A 15,436-nucleotide genomic window follows, 5' to 3' on the forward strand; every position below is an offset into this window, starting at 1 on the left:
TATCTCACGGGTAGCCTGCGGGGTAGGAAAAGGCTTCTGTATGCCGCCGCCCGCCGGTGACTCGGATGTGAAACAATTTCTCGGACAGCCGGCAGAATCGACCGAAATCCCCTTGACAGGTCCCTCCCACCTCCCCGGTATGGACGAACGTTCACTAACAGTCGCTGCCGTCCGTTCCGTCGGCCCGGACAGCGTCGCCATCGACATCGAGACCCCACCCGAGTTCGACGCCCAGCCGGGCCAGTTCGTCAAGCTCACCCTCGCCGTCGACGGCGAGGACCACTCCCGGTTCTACACCATCTCCTCGCCCGACGTCGACGGCGAGTTCGAGATTACAATCGGCATCGACCCGGAGGGTGAAGTCGCGCCCCACATCGCTGACCTCGACGCGGGCGACGAGGTACGCATCGAAGGGCCGTTCGGCTCGGACTACTACGAGGGTGAGGCCCGGGCCGTGATTCTGGCCGGCGGTCCCGGTGTGGGCCCGGCTATCGGCATCGCCGAGCGAGCCTTACAGGAGGGCAACGAGGCCGCTGTCGTCTATCAGGACAGCGACCCGATTCACGTCGACCGCATCGAGGCACTCGCGGACGACGGCGCACTCGTCGAGGTACTCGCCGACGACGAGGACCTGACCGACGCCGTGGCGGCGGCCGTCGCCGACGGTGGCCAGGTGTTCGTCTACGGGTTCGCCGACTTCCTCGATGAAGCCACGGCGGCCCTCGAAGCCGCTGGCGTGGACGGCGACGACGCGAAAGTCGAGAACTTCGGCTAGTCCTCGTCGTCGACGAGGCTCGGGTGCATCGTCGGTTCGCCGGGCACCGGCGCGTCGAAGTACCGCTGCATCACTTCCATCGACTCCTGCTCGCGGCGCTTTCGCTCCTCCTCGTCGATCTCCTCACAGCCCGGCGGAACCTCGCGGCCGCGGTCGGTGAAGTACCCCTCCGGGGCGGTCCAGTCGTGGTAGAAGTCCACGTCAGAATCCTCGACGAGCGTCAACCCGACCTGAGCCCCGTGGCCGGCCGACACGATGGTCTGGTGGTGCTGTTCGGCCAGGCGGCCGGCGGCGTAGAGGCCGTCGACGGCCGTCCGCCCCTGGGCGTCGACGTCGATGAACTGCTTGGACCCGCGGTCGACCAGCTCGACGTCCAGCCCCGCGAGATAGGAGGGGTCAGACCAGGAGGCGGCGACGATGTACGCCGATTCGAACGCCTCGTCGTCGGCCTGGACCTCGAACCCCGACTCGGTCGACGTGACCGATTCGGCCGTCCCGTCGATGAACCAGACGCCCGCACGGCGGGCCTGGGCGCGCATCAGTTCGATGAGCAACCGCGGGTTGACACCCGCCGGGAACCCCGGGTAGTTCTCCAGGTGGGCGTTGCGCTGGACGATGGACTCGCCACTGGAGACGATTCGCGTCGAGAGGCCGGCGCGGGCGGTGAACAGCGCTGCCGAGAGACCGGCCACGCCACCACCGACCACGATGACTGACTCTGGTTCGGCTGCCATACCCGCCGGTACCGAAGCGGGTGACAGAAGCCTACCGGTTTCAGACACGGTTCGGCGTTTCGCCCGCTTCCGGCCGCTCTCGTGCCGTATTCACAGCTGGCACTACCCGAAGCCTCATAATGATTCATCTACTAAGAGCGGTGTAATGACTGACACCGTCGATGAGGTGGACTTACCATACGACGACGACGCCTCTCAACAGAAGAAGATAGAGGCGCTGCAGGAGCGACTCGAGGTCTTAGAGTCGCAAAACGAGGACATGCGGGACAAACTACTTGACGCGAACGCCGAGAACAACAAGTATCAGCAGAAACTCGAACGGCTGACTCACGAGAATAAAAAGCTCAAACAATCGCCGCTGTTCGTGGCGACGGTCCAGGAGGTCGGCGACGACGGTGTCATTATCAAGCAGCACGGGAACAACCAGGAGGCGGTCACCGAGGTCACCGACGAGATGCGCGAGGAGCTCGAACCCGACGACCGGGTGGCGGTCAACAACTCGCTTTCTATCGTCAAACAGCTCGACAGCGAGACCGACGTCCGCGCTCGCGTGATGCAGGTCGACCAGTCGCCCGACGTCACCTTCGCCGACATCGGCGGCATCGAAGAGCAGATGGCCGAGGTCCGCGAGACCGTCGAGATGCCGCTGACGAGCCCCGAGATGTTCGAGGACGTCGGCATCGACCCACCGAGCGGCGTCCTGCTCCACGGGCCGCCCGGGACCGGCAAGACGCTGCTGGCGAAGGCCGTCGCCAACGAGACCGACGCAACCTTCATCAAGATGGCCGGCTCCGAACTCGTCCACAAGTTCATCGGCGAGGGGTCGAAGCTCGTCCGCGACCTCTTCGAGCTGGCTCGCCAGGAGGAACCGGCGGTCGTCTTCATCGACGAAATCGACGCAATCGCTGCCAAGCGGACCGATTCGAAGACCTCCGGCGACGCCGAGGTCCAGCGGACGATGATGCAGCTGCTCTCGGAGATGGACGGCTTCGACGACCGCGGCGAGATACGGCTCATCGCGGCGACGAACCGCTTCGACATGCTCGACCGCGCCATCCTTCGCCCGGGCCGATTCGACCGCCTCATCGAGGTCCCCAAGCCGGACGTCGAGGGTCGCAAGCAGATCTTCCAGATCCACACCCGCAAGATGAACGTCTCGGACGACGTCGACTTCGACGAACTCGCCGAGGAGATCGTGGACGCGTCCGGGGCCGACGTGAAGGCAATCTGCACCGAAGCCGGGATGTTCGCCATCCGCGACGACCGGACCGAGGTCGCGATGGCCGACTTCCGGGACGCCTGGGAGAAGATTCAGCAGGAAGAAGCGGAAGACGACGACGTCTCCCGGACGTTCGCCTGACGCGGTCGCTTTTCGCAGCCCGTTTCGTTCCAGAACACAGAAACCCGTCCGTTCCTGAGAGTGGGTATGGCCGTCGCAGAGAAACTCCAGTCGCGAGTGCGCGCATCCCCACGGCTCGTCACCGCAGCCATCTCGCTCGTCGGATACGTGCTGGTGTTCGCCACGTTCGGCGGTGTGCTCCCGTTCCCGAGTATCAGTGACCAGACCGTCATCCTCCTGAGTGACGCCATCGCCGTCGTCAACGCGACCGCGCTGACCGCGATTGTCGCCGGTGTCTACTTCATCAAGACGAACCAGATACGGAAGCACCGGGCGGCGATGCTGACGGCGTTCGTCCTCATCCTCGCCTTCCTGGTGATGTACCTGCTGAAGGTCGGCGGTGGCTTCGAGAAGGAGATTCTCGCCGAGGGGGCCGTCTGGTGGGCCTACATCGTGATGCTGGGCATCCACGTCCTCCTGTCGGCGATTTCGGTCCCCGTCGTCGTCCACGCTGTCGTCCTTGGACTCACACACTCGGTCCCGGAACTCAAGCAGTCCGCTCACGCTCGCGTCGGGCGAATCGCCGTCGCCGCCTGGGGCCTGAGCCTCTTTCTCGGGTTAGTGACCTACGTGATGCTGAACCACGTCTACGGCTGGGTGCCGCGGGGGAGCGAGGCGGCCCTCCTACTGGCTATCGTCGGGCCGTCGATTCGGCGGTGAGCTGCTGTTTCAGTCCGGGGCGTTCGATATCTCGCTCAGTCAGTTATTGGCAGGAGTCGCGCACCGACAGCGACGGCGACCACCGCACAGGCCGCGAGGATTGCCAGTGGCACTACCGCGTCACCACTCCCGGTCGTCACGGCCCGAACGCCACGCGAGAAGTAGGTGAGCGGCGAGAGCCACGTCGGGAGCCACGACGGCAGCAGCGTCGGCGGGACGAACGTCTCCGAGAGGAACAGGAGCGGCAGCGCGATGCCGTTGCTCGCCGAGATGACGCCGTCCTGTGAACTCGCGAGGCTCCCGAGCATCGCGCCGACGCCACAGAACAGCGCGACGCCGAGGACGACGAACGGGACCAGCAGCGGCGATGGCCGGATGGTCGCGCCGGTCAGGACGACCATCAGGCCGAGGATGAGCAGGCCGGCGAGGCCGATGATGACGACGTTGACCAGCGTCTGGGCGAGCAGCCACTCGGGGCGGGTCAGCGGCGTCGTCGCCAGCTTCTCGAACCTGTTCCCGTCGCGATGGCGCGCCACCTCGCTCCCGACCCGCGAGAGCGGTGTAAAGAGGACGACGACCGCCAGGTAGCCGGGCACGTAGTAAGCCGGCGGTTCCGTGAACAGGCCGCCGCCGCCGGGGCGCGTCTGGACGAGGACGCCGAAGATGACGACGATGATGACCGGGAAGAAGAACGTGAAGAACACTGCCGTCCGGCGACGGAGGAAGGCCAGCGTCGCGGCGCGACTCTCCGACCGGAGGCGGCCGAGTCGGCTCACGAGACACCACCCGCCGGCACCTCGTCCTGTCGCGGCTCGCCCCGCCGACCGACCGCCGTCCCCGTCAGCTCCAGGTAGACGTCCTCGAGGTCGGGCTGTTTCCAGGTGAGGCTGTCGTACGGGACGCCCGCCTCCCCGAGCGCCCCGACGACCTGGCCGATGGACTCCGGACGGACGCCGAAGACGACCAGTCGGCCGTTCCGGAGCCGAATCTCGGCGGGGTAATCGATCTGTGCGGGCGTCGTCTCGTCGAACGTCCCGTCGACCACCAGCTGGCTCGTGCCGCCGTGCTCCGCGACGAGCGTGTCGGGGTCGTCGAGCGCGACGAGCTGCCCGTCGGCGAGCAGGCCGACTCTGTCTGCCAGTCGGTGGGCCTCCTCCATGTAGTGGGTCGTCACGATGATGGTCACGCCCCGGTCGGCAAGTCCTTCGAGGAGGTCCCAGAGCGCCCGGCGGCCGGCCGGGTCGATACCGGTGGTCGGTTCGTCCAGCACGAGCAGGTCGGGGTCGTTGATGAGCGCGGTGGCCACACAGACGCGTCGCTGCTGGCCGCCCGAGAGGTTCTCGTAGGCCGTCTCGGCGCTGTCGGTCAGACCGACGTCGGCGAGCACGTCGTCGACGGCCAGCGTCTCGTCGTAGAGCCCGGCGTAGTACGTGACCAGTTCCTGCGCCGTGAGGCGCTCGGCGGGCGTGAACGACTGCGGGAGCAGGCCGATTCGGTCGCGGTCGACGTCCGTCGGGGCCACGCCGAACAGCTCGACGCTTCCCTCGGCGTCCGTCGTCCCCGTCAGCGCCCGCACCAGCGTCGTCTTCCCGGCCCCGTTGGGCCCGACGAGCGCGAGCACCTCGCCCGTCTGTGCCGTCAGCGAGACGCCGTCGAGCGCGACCGTCTCGCCGTAGGCCCGGCGGACGTCACTCGCGACCAGTACCTCGTCCATGCAGGGCCGTCGGTTCCCCCGGCCGAAAGCCGTTCCGTTCTCCTACAGGCGGGCCCGAACTTCACGGACGATGGCGTCGACGTCGTAGTCGTCCTCCCCTTTCGCGTAGACGGTCTCCCCGTCGACGTCGACGCGGAACACGCCGTGGTCACCCGTGACGAGCGCGACGCTGTCGATGTCTCGTTCCAGACCGTTGAGGATGGCCCGCTGGAGGGCTATCGCCCGCTCTCTGAACCCACACGGCACGCAGTACTCGATGGTGACGTCGCTCATATCTCCTCCTGTGGGCCCAGCGTCAAAGGGCTGGCCTATCGCCTGAGTCGACCCACGACCGTCAGGTCGAACCGGTTGACGGCGTAGAGGAGGCCCACCGAGACGAGGAAGACGGCCGTCGACGCGCCGTAGGACTGGTTCGACGCGACGGCCGACAGCGTGGCGCTCACGCCGACGACGCCGCCCAGCACCGAGGCGATGATGGGCAGTACACAGCTCACACACGAGAACAGGCCCAGCACTCCCCCGGCGAGCCCGCCGCTCGCGTCGAGCACCGTGACGTACACCAGGTACGTCAACGTGAGGTAGCCGCCGACCTTCCACGGCGTCAGCACGACGGCGAGTGGGGACCCGCTGTAGATGACTGTGGGCGTGAACCCGGGCGGAGCCGCCAGCACGACTCGCAGCCCGGTCCCTTGCCCGCCGAAACCGGCGACACCACCCAGCCATGCGAGCAGGAGGGCGTAGCCGACGGCGAAGGCCAGGCCGACGAGCCGGCGGCGGCGGGATACTGCGGCGGGCCGGACTCGCCAGAACACCAGCGCCGCGACGTTGAGCCAGATGAAGGGGAAAGCGAGGATGAACCAGTCGGTCGCCGGTTCCGGGACGAGCGTGAGATACAGGAACACCGCCAGTAACTCTGCGTTCAACACGGCCGCGACGACGAACAGCGACTGGCCGTCGGGGACGAACCTGCGCGGGTCGAGGCTGTTGGTGGTGCTCATAGGACCAGTGCGTCGACGACGACGGCGACCAGCAGCAGCCCCAGGTACGCGTTCGAGGCGTGGAACGCGCGGAACGCCGCCTGTTCGGTCTGCTCGCGGTGGAGCCGGACGACCGCCCAGAGGAACACCGCGCCCAGCGCCGCCGACGTCAGCGAGTACAGCGCGCCGAGCGACGTCAGCGCCGCCAGCACGCCGGAGGCGACGAGCGTCGCCCCGAGGTAGTAGACGATGTGTTTCCGGGTGGCCGTCTCGCCGCGGACGACGGGCATCATCGGGAAGCCACCGGCCTCGTAGTCGTCCTTGTAGGCCAGCGCGAGGTTGTAGAAGTGCGCGGGCGTCCACAGGAAGATGACGCCAGCGAGCACCAGTCCCGGAACCCCGATGCTCCCCTCGACGGCGGCCCACCCGATGAGCGCCGGGAGCGCGCCGGCCGCCCCGCCAAGCACCGTGTTCTGGACCGTGTTGGGCTTCAGCACCAGCGTGTAGATGACGCTGTAGAACAGGATGGCTGCGAGCCCCAGCGCCGCCGCGAGCGGGTTGACCAGCCAGAACAGGCCGAGGGAGGCCAGCGCCAACGCGACGCCGAAGGTCATCGCGTTGCGGACCGGAATCTGGTGTGTCGCGATGGGACGGTCCGAGGTCCGGTCCATCCGCTTGTCGACGTCCCGTTCGAGGACGTGGTTGAACGTCCCCGACGACCCGATGGCCAGCACGCCGCCACCGAGGGTCAACAGCACCGTCCGAACGGTGAGCGCCGGGCCGGCCGCGAGCGCCATGGCCGCGGCGGCGACCAGACACAGGAGCCACATCAGCCGGGGCTTGGTCAACCGGAAATACGCCGATGCGGTGGCGACGAGGCGCTCTCGCGTCGTCATCGCCACCGTCGGCGACGGCGCGGGGTCCTCGGCCACGTCGTCCGGCATCGGGTCAGGCGACGGGTTGCGGACCGGGTTCTCGTCGTCGCTGCCCGTCTCGGCCTCCAGGTGCCAGGCCAGCGCGAGGACGAACGCGGTGAAGATGCCCATCCCGACGGCGAGGTGTGCACCGGGGAGCTGGCCGGCGGCCCCGGAGGTGGCGACGAACGCACCGAGTGCGACCTGCACAGGGTAGAGGACCACCGCGAGGAGCAGCGCGACCTTCACCCGGGGACGGGTCGCCACTCGGAGGCCGGACACGACCGTCACGAGCGCGAGCACGCCCACGACGGCCGCAGTCAGGCGATGGCCGCGGGCGATCAGGAGCGCCGGGTCGGCCAGGCTCACGGGGCCGCGACATAGCGGCCACGTCGTACACGCGGTCACGGCGTCGGTGACCGCGCTCGTCGCGCCGGCGATGACCAGGAGATAGACACCGACTGCAGTGGCCGCCAACAGTCCGGAGAACCGCTGGTTCACTGCCATTAGTTGATGCTTCGGTGGAGCACACTTAGACCCCGCGCTTTTTCTCGCGCGCTTGGAACGCGGGACCGAAATGTCGGAGCCCGCGCACCCTGAGGTGGAAGACAGCAGTTATTTATCTCCCAAATCCTAAGCCGCGAACATGACTCGGAAACGTGCTGGCCTGGTCGCTCTGTTCGGCGTGGCGTTGCTCGCGCTCGCCGTCGAACCGGCCGCCGCTCAGACAGCGGACTCGACGACGGAGAGTCTCATCTGGGGGCTCAACCAGAACCTGCTCTACGTCGCGATCCCCATCACGGTACTCGTCGAAGGGATTCTCATCTACACCGTCTGGCGGTTCCGCAACTCTGAGGAAGCGCTCCCCACGATGGAGAACCGCCGCCTCGAGATCACCTGGACTATCGCGACCGCCATCATCCTGCTGTTCGTCGGCGTCGCGTCGTATCAGGTGATGGCGAGCCCGTACGTCACGGCGTCGGCCGGCGACAGTGCGGAACTGGCCGAACAGAACCCCGAACGCATCGAAGTCGTCGCCCAACGCTACGGTTGGACGTTCAACTACGGCCAGACTGACGTTTCGACACAGGGAACGCTCCGTATGCCGGCGAACCAGGAGGTGGTCCTGCGAATCACTTCGACCGACTGGCTCCACGCGTTCCACGTCCCCGGACTGGGCCTGAAGTCCGACGCCTTCCCCGGCCAGTACAACACACTCCGAACTGTCGCTAACGGTCCCGGCACGTACCAGCTCTACTGTGCCGAGTACTGTGGCTCGGGCCACTCGCAGATGCTCGGTACCGTCGAGGTACTGCCCCAGGACGAGTACGACCAGTGGCTCGAGAGCCAGCAGAACGAGACCGCGAACTGAGTTTTCCGGCCAAACCGTTACCTCGATTCCCGACGTGGCGTCCGCATGGAGTACTACGAGGACCTCACGGTCGGTGACACGACTTCGTTCGGCACCTACGATGTCACCCGGGACGAGATCGTCTCCTTCGCCGAGCAGTACGACCCCCAGCCCTTCCACACCGACGCGGACGCCGCCGCAGCGTCGATGTTCGGTGGCTTAGTCGCGAGCGGGTGGCACACGGCCGCCATGACGATGCGATTGCTCGTCGACAACTACCTCGCCGACTCCGGTGCGATGGGGGCGCTGGGCGTCGACGAGCTCCGGTGGCCCACGCCGGTCGAACCCGGCGACGTGCTCTCGGTTCGGACCGAAATCCTCGACAAAGACGTCTGGGACGACGACCGCGGACGGGTCGCCAGCGAGATTACGACCACGAACGACGACGGAGCGGTCGTCCTTTCGATGGTCGCGCAGGTGCTCTGGCGCCGTCGTGGCTAATCAGCCACAGACGTTCGCCGTCGCGTAGACGTTCCCGGTGTTGGTGATGGTGACGCCGACACCGAGTCGCTCCGTGCCCGGGAGCATGAGCCGGTCGCGGTAGATGTTCGAGGCCATCCAGTCGTCGACGATGGCCTGTGCCACCGCCCGGTCGGAATCGAGGAACCGCTGTTCACCGTCGACCTCGTAGGTCTGTCCGGCTACGGCCATCCCGATAGCCTCGAACTGGTTCTGTTCGGGGTTGTCAGCCCGAACCAGGTAACTTCCCTCCGTAGACTTGAAGACACACGCGTCGTAGAGTCCGTAGTTCTTGTATCGGTCAGCACTCGACTCGTTATCGATAGTGTGAATCACGCGCCCCTCGGCCGCCATGCCGTTGCTGTGGTCGACCGCGAGGTCGTCGAGTTGCTTGGCCGTCGGTCCGGTAAGCTGGAGTGGGTCGAGGCCAGCGGACTGGCGTTCCTCGTTGATGAACTGCTCGATGTATTCGGTCATGTTGCCGTCGTTGAACTGGCGCGGGGAGATCGGCGTCCGTTCCGTCTCGGTCTCCGTCGCCGCCGGCTCGTCCTGCTGGGTCGGCGTCTCGGTCTCAGCCGGCGCGTCGCCGTCGTTGCCCGTCGGTGTCTCGTCCGTACCGCCGTCAGCGACTGGCGCTGGGCCGCCGCCACCGACTTGCATGCCGATGAGCGCGCCCACGCCGACTGCTGAGAGCAGGACGATTATCCCGACCACGATGATTCCCTTGTTGACCATCTCGGAACGAGGTAGACGATGTGACTATGTAAGTGTAAGGTTGCTACTACCACGGTAACAGCCGCCTACCTTTGTATCGGATTTCGAAAAGGCACATAAGGATACGGCGGCGAGACCCTGTATGGTCGACAACGTCATCTGGCCGGCCGCGCTCGACGCCGCGGCGACACGCAGCGAGGGACGGCGCGTCTCGCTCGACCTCGCCGTCGAGGACCCGACCGTCGACGAGATCGCCAAGGCGGTCCAGCAGGTCGGGTACGACTCGGTCATCGAACGGGACAAGACGTATCCACGGGAGTACGAACAGCGCGGACGGGTGCTCGTGAAGAACGCGGACGACGCGGGCAAGAGCGACCTGCTCGGCGCCGTCGCGGCGTACCTCCAGGTCCTGCGAGAATGAAACGGGTCGGGGGCGTCGTCAGAACCGCCCAGGGCCTCGCCGTAGTCCGCTCCCCGGACGAGTCGTACGCGAGTGTCGGCACGTCGGTCGTCGACGAGGACCTGACGCGGGTCGGCACCGTCGTCGACGTGTTCGGACCGGTCGACCGGCCGTACCTGGCGGTGAACCCGTCGGACGCCGTTCATCTCCCCGGACTGCTCGGCCAGACGCTGTACGCTCGCTGAGAATCCTGGCTTCGTAACGCTGAAACGGGCTCTCGCCGACCGTCGGGTATGGACAGGCGCTTACGAGTCGCGGCCGGAAGCGGACTCATCGCACTCATCTTCCTCGTGGTCCAGCTCGGAGCGCTGGCACTGGTCGACCCCTTCCAGTCCGCGGGCTACCAGGCCGTCGAGGACCCGTCGGACCCGACCAACAGCCTGGCGTACATCGGCGCCATCCTCGTCGCGACGGCGGTGATGCTCGCGGCGTTCAAGTTCAACGTCGACCAGCTCATCCGCGCCCTCATCGTCTTCTCCGGGGCCTGGCTCTCCCTGTTCGTCTTCCGTGTCGTGGTCCCGCCGGTCCTGACGGTGCAGGGGTTCAACGTCGTCGCCTGGGGACTGGCCGGGGCCATCGCACTCGGACTGCTCGTCTACCCGGAGTGGTACGTCATCGACATCGCCGGGGCAGTCATGGGGGCGGCGGCCGCGGGACTGTTCGGCATCAGCTTCGGCATCCTCCCGGCGCTCGTGTTACTGTCTGTCCTGGCCGTCTACGACGCCATCAGCGTCTACGGGACCGAACACATGCTGACGCTGGCCTCGGGCGTGATGGACCTGAAGGTGCCCGTCGTACTGGTGATTCCGCTATCGCTCTCCTACTCGTTCCTGGACGCGGAGACGCCGGAGCCCGATAGTGACGACGGTACCGACGCCGGAGCCGGACCGGCTGCCACCGACGGCGAGTCGCCGACTGTGACCGACGGCGAGGGAGTGGCTGACGCAACTGAGACAACCGACGGCGACGCGGTCGACGAGGGACCACTCGATCGTGACGCCCTGTTCATCGGTCTCGGCGACGCCGTCATCCCGTCGGTGCTCGTCGCGAGTTCCGCCTTCTTCGCCCCAGCCGGCATCGCCACTGTCCTCGGTGTCCCACTCCCCACCGTGACCGCGATGGTCGGCACCTTCGCGGGCCTCACGGTCCTCCTCTGGATGGTGCTCAAGGGACGGGCCCACGCCGGCCTCCCGCTGCTGAACGGCGGGACGATAGCGGGGTATCTCGTCGGCGCGCTGGCCGCCGGTATCACGCTCGTGGACGCGCTCGGACTCGGCCCGTATCTCTGAGAGTCGACGTGCTACCGTCCGGTGAGGGCGTCGCTCGCGGGCGCGAACTCGATTTCCTCGCCGAGGCCCGCCTCCACCGCGCGGTCGTACAGCAGCTTGCCGGCCGCAACCGTCTCGATGGCCGTCCCGCCCGAATCGAAGACGGTCACGTCGTCGCGTGACTCGCGGCCGGTCGCGTGGCCGGCGACGACCTCACCGAGTTCGGCGTGCACGTGGTCCTCGTCGACGTCGCCCGCCGCTACCGCCTGGATGAACGACCCCGCGTCCTGCATGACGCGGTCACGGAGGTCCGGGACGTACGTCGCCCGCACTATCGTCTCGGCGTCGAGCTCGCGTTTCTGCGGGTGGTACTGCCCCATCGCGGTGATGTGGGCGCCGTCTTCCAGGGTGGTACCGTCGAACACCGGTTCGGACGCGTCCGTCGCGGTGATGACCACGTCGGCCCCCTCGACGGCGGCCGCGGACGACGCCACGGCTGCTACCGTGGGGTCGAGCTGCTCGTTCAACTCGGCGGCGAACGTCTGGCGGTGGTCCGCGGTCGGCGAGTACACCTCGACTCGGTCGAAGTCCCGCACCGTAACGGCTGCCTTCACCTGGCCGCGGGCCTGTGCCCCGCTGCCGATGACTGCGAGGTCTGTCGCGTCCGCTCGTGCGAGCGCGTCGATACCCACTGCGCCGGCTGCGCCTGTCTTGAACGGGTTCATGCTCGCGCCGTCGATGAGCGCCAGCGGTCGTCCGGACTCGGGGTCGAAGATCGGGAGCGCGAAATGGGCGTCCCTGGCACCGAACCCCGCTGCGTACGTGTAACCGCCCATCGCTCCGGTCTCCGGGAGAATCGCGAGGTACCCGGTCAGCATCCCACCAGGGTCCTCGTTGAACAGCGTCGTCCGTGGCTCGGCCGGGGCGCCGTCGCCGCGTTCGCGGTACCCCTCCCGGACCGCGTCGACGTAGTCTGCCGGCGTCGCGAGGTCGGCGACGTCGTCGCTCGTGAGAAACAGAGCGGTGGAATCGGCTGTCATACGTCGGTGTTCGACCGACCGGGCCTTAACCCATGTGGCGGCTGGTCGGCACTGTGGAGATTCGGCGGATGCTCGTATGTGGAAAGAAGAAACGCTGACGGGCTCAGCGACTCAGTCTGCGGTCTGGACGGGTTCTGCCTGGACGGGTTCGCTCGGGGTCGGGTCGACCGGGGCCCGAACGAACATCGCGTGGCCGATGAGGCCGACGGCGACGACGGACGCCAGCGGGATCGCAGTCGTCAGTTCGAAGCCAGCGAGTGTGAGTCCACCAGTGATTCCTGCCATCGCGAGGGGGATGAGGCCGAGGACAATGTCGTAGTAACCCGTCATAAGTACGAATCATAATAGGAGGTAAGGGTACATAAGTGTTTCCCGTAGCCACTGGATAATATTCTCTGTAGGCACTCAGTAGTACTTCGGTGAGCAACCAATATAGTTTTCATAACTTATGAGTGGCTACAAATCGGGAACTGGCGTTACGGGCCTTCTAACGCCCGAATTGAAGTAGGTGGAAGAGAGCTGATTCTGTGACGTATCTCCAGAACGAGTCTGCTGTCCGTGTTCTGTCTTGTTTCGTGGCGACATCCGACCGAGCGCCGCGCTGGGCGGCACCACTGAGGCCACAGTCGCGTGCGGGATTCGGCTCGGAACACCCTGAAACTGGAACCCCGACCGCCCGCACGTCGGTTTTCTCCGCTGATAATCGGGAGGGAGTGCTTATTATGTGTGAACCGATACCACGACCTGGTGGGACAGAGCGGCAAGGGAGCCCCCTGCCCCCAGCATCCATGAGCACCAACGCTACGGACGACACGGGCGACGTCACGACGGACGAAGCACGGCGATACGCCGAGTTGAGCATCGGTGACGACGAGTTCGTCATCTACGACCGCGAGAACCACCAGGCGTGGATCCAGTCGACAGAGACGATGTCGGTAGCCGAACTCCGGTGAGCGAGACCGCTCGGTGCGGGGTCGGGACCCGCTGACACGGGCCGGTGGCGGAACTAGCGCGTGGCACCCCTCGTCTCGGAGCCTCCTTTTCGTTACCGCGACACGATGAACGTCGCGACGACACGCCACAGACAGAGTAACGTGCCGCCGACGAACGTGGAGACGAGCGCGAACGTGAGGGCGGCGTCGCCGTGGAACACCTCGGTAGCACGGAGCAGCTGGGCGACGACGACGGCGAGGACCCAGCCGACGAACGTCGCGGCGAGCGTTCGACCCGGCGACAGGCGCGACCGACTGGCGTAGAAGCCGCCGATGATGGCGACGAGTCCCCAGCCGATGAGGAACGGCGCCACCGTCCCCCCGACGCGGCCGACGTTGACGAACGGGTCGATGCCGTGTGAGTACTCCCCGGCGACGACGAACACGAGGATAGCGAGGACGTCGCCGAGAGCCAGCGCGGCGGTCCTGGACGACAGTTCGACTCGGCTGCTGCCCACCGTCGAGACGCTCATACGCCACCTTGGGACAGCCCGTACTTTGCTTTCCCGTTATCGACGCCCGGCCACCGTGTACGCGAACCCGCGTTCGACCACTGTCGCCTCAAGTCCGGCGTCCTCCATCGCCGTCGAGAGGTCTGCCGGGGTGTAGAACGCCGAGTCGAAGCCGACGAGTCGCTCAGCGGCGACCAGCCCCCATCCCCGGACCGTCGTCGGGTCGAACTCCCTGACGACGAGGACGCCGCCAGGACGGAGGACACGGGCTGCCTCGGCGAACACGGTCTCGACGTCGCGGATGTGGTGGAGTGCGTCGACGATGAAAACAGCGTCGACCGACGCGGCTCGAATCGGCAGTCGCGTCGCGTCGCCAGCGACCGTCGCGAGTCCGTACCCGCGTGCCTGCGCCAGCATCCCCAGTGCGGCGTCGACCACTGTTCGTTCGGGGATGTCCAGACGACGGACAGCCCGACCTGGGCCCCCACCGACGTCTAGGGCCCGCACGATTTCCCTGTCGGCGACCGCCAGCCCCGCTTCGAGTTTACTCACGCGGGCGCGGGGCATCACGAGGTTGTACGCTCGTGCGAACCGGTCGAACGCGCCGACGTCGGCGTGCATACTCCCCGTTCGTGGGCCGGATACTTACACCTCCGCACCTCGCTCGACCAGCTCTCCCGGCAGACCCATGCCCGTTCGGGGCGTCTGCACGACCACTGCGACTCGCTCACCGATGATTCCCCCACTCGTCCGCCGCTGTCCCAACTGCGGACATCGAACCTGGAGCTCCCGGTTCGGCGTCGTTCCGGATGTTCGGCCGCGACAGGTCGAGTGTCCCGCGTGTGGGCACCGGTTCCGGGTGCTCGACGACCCGCGACTGCTCTGAACGCCGCTCTCCAAACGTACTTTTCCCCGGGCGCCGATCCATCGCTATGGAGTTCGCCTTGCTGGGCTGGTCCGAGGACGGCCACCGACTCCGATTGGACCACGAGCGGTTCGCCTACGCCGGGAAGTTCGTGATGACCTCGACGGGGAAGGCGGTCGTCGGCGACGACGGGCCGGTCGCGGCCGCTGCGTTCGACGCCGACCGGACCGACCCCGAGACGCTCTGCATCCGCTACGTCACCGTTCGGCGCGACCGGCAGGGCGAGGGCATCGGGAGCGAGCTGCTCCGCTTCGTCAGGGAACGCGCCCTCGAACGGGGCTACGAGCGGGTCACCATCGGCGTCAACAACCCCTTCTCGTACCAGGCGGCCTACCGGGCCGGCTTCTGTTACACCGGGACCGAGCAGGGACTGGGCGAACTCGAACTCGAGTGGCCAGGCGACCGGAACCGGGACCGGTACCAGGATGGACTCGACGTATTCCGCGGGCGGGACCTCTCTCCGGAGGAGGAGTCGTTCCTGCACGCGAAGACCGGGGTCGCGCCACCGAATGACGACGTCGAGTGAGCGTCCCACAAGGGTT

At 66.7% G+C, this 15,436-nt stretch carries 21 protein-coding genes; 10 read left to right on the forward strand and 11 right to left on the reverse strand.

What is annotated here, in order from left to right; all coding sequences use genetic code 11:
- The first annotated feature begins 139 nt into the window (after positions 1 to 139).
- Positions 140 to 775: an FAD-dependent oxidoreductase gene (locus P1L41_RS09390; protein ID WP_276295472.1), complete on the forward strand. Its 636-nt coding sequence runs from the start codon at positions 140 to 142 to the stop codon at positions 773 to 775.
- Here P1L41_RS09390 and P1L41_RS09395 read toward each other — a convergent pair.
- On the reverse strand, positions 772 to 1,509 hold the full coding sequence (locus tag P1L41_RS09395) for an FAD-binding protein (RefSeq protein WP_276295473.1): 738 nt from the start codon (positions 1,507 to 1,509) through the stop codon (positions 772 to 774). The two genes, P1L41_RS09390 and P1L41_RS09395, sit on opposite strands and share 4 nt — an antisense overlap.
- Before the next feature lie 145 nt (positions 1,510 to 1,654).
- Between P1L41_RS09395 and pan1 the strand changes: the two genes are divergently transcribed.
- Together pan1 and P1L41_RS09405 are read left to right on the forward strand one after the other, a co-directional pair.
- Positions 1,655 to 2,869: a proteasome-activating nucleotidase Pan1 gene (gene pan1 / locus P1L41_RS09400; protein ID WP_276295474.1), complete on the forward strand. Its 1,215-nt coding sequence runs from the start codon at positions 1,655 to 1,657 to the stop codon at positions 2,867 to 2,869.
- A 66-nt stretch (positions 2,870 to 2,935) separates the two neighbouring features.
- On the forward strand, positions 2,936 to 3,568 hold the full coding sequence (locus P1L41_RS09405; RefSeq protein ID WP_276295475.1) for a DUF420 domain-containing protein: 633 nt from the start codon (positions 2,936 to 2,938) through the stop codon (positions 3,566 to 3,568).
- Positions 3,569 to 3,603: 35 nt separating this feature from the next.
- Here P1L41_RS09405 and P1L41_RS09410 read toward each other — a convergent pair whose 3' ends face one another.
- From P1L41_RS09410 to P1L41_RS09430, 5 genes are read right to left on the reverse strand one after another with little or no spacing between them, the layout of a single operon-like run.
- Complete coding sequence (locus tag P1L41_RS09410) at positions 3,604 to 4,344, reverse strand: ABC transporter permease (protein ID WP_276295476.1); 741 nt, start codon at positions 4,342 to 4,344, stop codon at positions 3,604 to 3,606.
- Positions 4,341 to 5,282: an ABC transporter ATP-binding protein gene (locus P1L41_RS09415; RefSeq protein WP_276295477.1), complete on the reverse strand. Its 942-nt coding sequence runs from the start codon at positions 5,280 to 5,282 to the stop codon at positions 4,341 to 4,343. Before P1L41_RS09415 ends, P1L41_RS09410 begins: the two co-directional genes overlap by 4 nt.
- A gap of 42 nt (positions 5,283 to 5,324) precedes the next feature.
- Entirely contained in the window at positions 5,325 to 5,555 is a 231-nt protein-coding gene (locus tag P1L41_RS09420) for an Rdx family protein (protein ID WP_276295478.1), read from the reverse strand.
- 35 nt (positions 5,556 to 5,590) lie between these two features.
- Positions 5,591 to 6,280 carry a DUF7546 family protein gene (locus P1L41_RS09425; RefSeq protein ID WP_276295479.1) on the reverse strand — a complete coding sequence of 230 codons (690 nt, stop codon included), beginning with the start codon at positions 6,278 to 6,280 and terminating at the stop codon, positions 5,591 to 5,593.
- Positions 6,277 to 7,680 carry a heme o synthase gene (locus tag P1L41_RS09430; RefSeq protein WP_276295480.1) on the reverse strand — a complete coding sequence of 468 codons (1,404 nt, stop codon included), beginning with the start codon at positions 7,678 to 7,680 and terminating at the stop codon, positions 6,277 to 6,279. Before P1L41_RS09430 ends, P1L41_RS09425 begins: the two co-directional genes overlap by 4 nt.
- Positions 7,681 to 7,819: 139 nt before the next feature.
- On the opposite strand from P1L41_RS09430, the gene coxB reads away from it, so the two are divergent.
- Positions 7,820 to 8,545 (forward strand): cytochrome c oxidase subunit II, encoded by a 726-nt coding sequence (gene coxB, locus P1L41_RS09435; protein ID WP_276295481.1) that lies wholly within the window; start codon positions 7,820 to 7,822, stop codon positions 8,543 to 8,545.
- Positions 8,546 to 8,590: 45 nt separating this feature from the next.
- The gene (locus P1L41_RS09440) at positions 8,591 to 9,025 is read left to right on the forward strand and encodes a MaoC family dehydratase (protein ID WP_276295482.1); all 435 of its coding nucleotides are present in this window, start codon (positions 8,591 to 8,593) and stop codon (positions 9,023 to 9,025) included.
- Here P1L41_RS09440 and P1L41_RS09445 read toward each other — a convergent pair whose 3' ends face one another.
- Positions 9,026 to 9,778, reverse strand: a complete 753-nt coding sequence (locus P1L41_RS09445; RefSeq protein ID WP_276295483.1) for a CAP domain-containing protein — start codon at positions 9,776 to 9,778, stop codon at positions 9,026 to 9,028.
- A gap of 121 nt (positions 9,779 to 9,899) precedes the next feature.
- Between P1L41_RS09445 and srp19 the strand changes: the two genes are divergently transcribed.
- From srp19 to P1L41_RS09460, 3 genes are read left to right on the forward strand one after another with little or no spacing between them, the layout of a single operon-like run.
- Entirely contained in the window at positions 9,900 to 10,178 is a 279-nt protein-coding gene (srp19, locus tag P1L41_RS09450) for a signal recognition particle subunit SRP19 (RefSeq protein WP_276295484.1), read from the forward strand.
- Positions 10,175 to 10,402 (forward strand): H/ACA ribonucleoprotein complex subunit GAR1, encoded by a 228-nt coding sequence (locus P1L41_RS09455; protein WP_276295485.1) that lies wholly within the window; start codon positions 10,175 to 10,177, stop codon positions 10,400 to 10,402. The genes srp19 and P1L41_RS09455 overlap by 4 nt, the downstream gene beginning before the upstream one ends.
- A 48-nt stretch (positions 10,403 to 10,450) precedes the next feature.
- Positions 10,451 to 11,506, forward strand: coding sequence for a presenilin family intramembrane aspartyl protease PSH (locus P1L41_RS09460; protein ID WP_276295486.1), 1,056 nt, complete (start codon positions 10,451 to 10,453; stop codon positions 11,504 to 11,506).
- An 11-nt stretch (positions 11,507 to 11,517) separates the two neighbouring features.
- Here the strand turns inward: P1L41_RS09460 and P1L41_RS09465 are convergent, their stop codons facing one another.
- Together P1L41_RS09465 and P1L41_RS09470 are read right to left on the reverse strand one after the other, a co-directional pair.
- Positions 11,518 to 12,525, reverse strand: coding sequence for an ornithine cyclodeaminase family protein (locus tag P1L41_RS09465; RefSeq protein ID WP_276295487.1), 1,008 nt, complete (start codon positions 12,523 to 12,525; stop codon positions 11,518 to 11,520).
- A gap of 111 nt (positions 12,526 to 12,636) precedes the next feature.
- The gene (locus P1L41_RS09470) at positions 12,637 to 12,855 is read right to left on the reverse strand and encodes a DUF8015 family protein (RefSeq protein WP_276295488.1); all 219 of its coding nucleotides are present in this window, start codon (positions 12,853 to 12,855) and stop codon (positions 12,637 to 12,639) included.
- Between the two features lie 458 nt (positions 12,856 to 13,313).
- Between P1L41_RS09470 and P1L41_RS09475 the strand changes: the two genes are divergently transcribed.
- Complete coding sequence (locus P1L41_RS09475; RefSeq protein WP_276295489.1) at positions 13,314 to 13,478, forward strand: DUF7331 family protein; 165 nt, start codon at positions 13,314 to 13,316, stop codon at positions 13,476 to 13,478.
- Positions 13,479 to 13,570: 92 nt separating this feature from the next.
- Here the strand turns inward: P1L41_RS09475 and P1L41_RS09480 are convergent, their stop codons facing one another.
- Together P1L41_RS09480 and P1L41_RS09485 are read right to left on the reverse strand one after the other, a co-directional pair.
- Positions 13,571 to 13,990 (reverse strand): DUF3054 domain-containing protein, encoded by a 420-nt coding sequence (locus tag P1L41_RS09480; RefSeq protein ID WP_276295490.1) that lies wholly within the window; start codon positions 13,988 to 13,990, stop codon positions 13,571 to 13,573.
- A gap of 36 nt (positions 13,991 to 14,026) precedes the next feature.
- Positions 14,027 to 14,590 (reverse strand): class I SAM-dependent methyltransferase, encoded by a 564-nt coding sequence (locus P1L41_RS09485; RefSeq protein WP_276295491.1) that lies wholly within the window; start codon positions 14,588 to 14,590, stop codon positions 14,027 to 14,029.
- A gap of 311 nt (positions 14,591 to 14,901) precedes the next feature.
- On the opposite strand from P1L41_RS09485, the gene P1L41_RS09490 reads away from it, so the two are divergent.
- Positions 14,902 to 15,420 (forward strand): GNAT family N-acetyltransferase, encoded by a 519-nt coding sequence (locus P1L41_RS09490; protein ID WP_276295492.1) that lies wholly within the window; start codon positions 14,902 to 14,904, stop codon positions 15,418 to 15,420.
- The last annotated feature ends 16 nt before the right edge of the window (positions 15,421 to 15,436 follow it).

Origin of the sequence: Haloarcula ordinaria, from assembly GCF_029338275.1 — an archaeon.
In the GTDB taxonomy this organism is placed as follows: domain Archaea; phylum Halobacteriota; class Halobacteria; order Halobacteriales; family Haloarculaceae; genus Haloarcula; species Haloarcula ordinaria.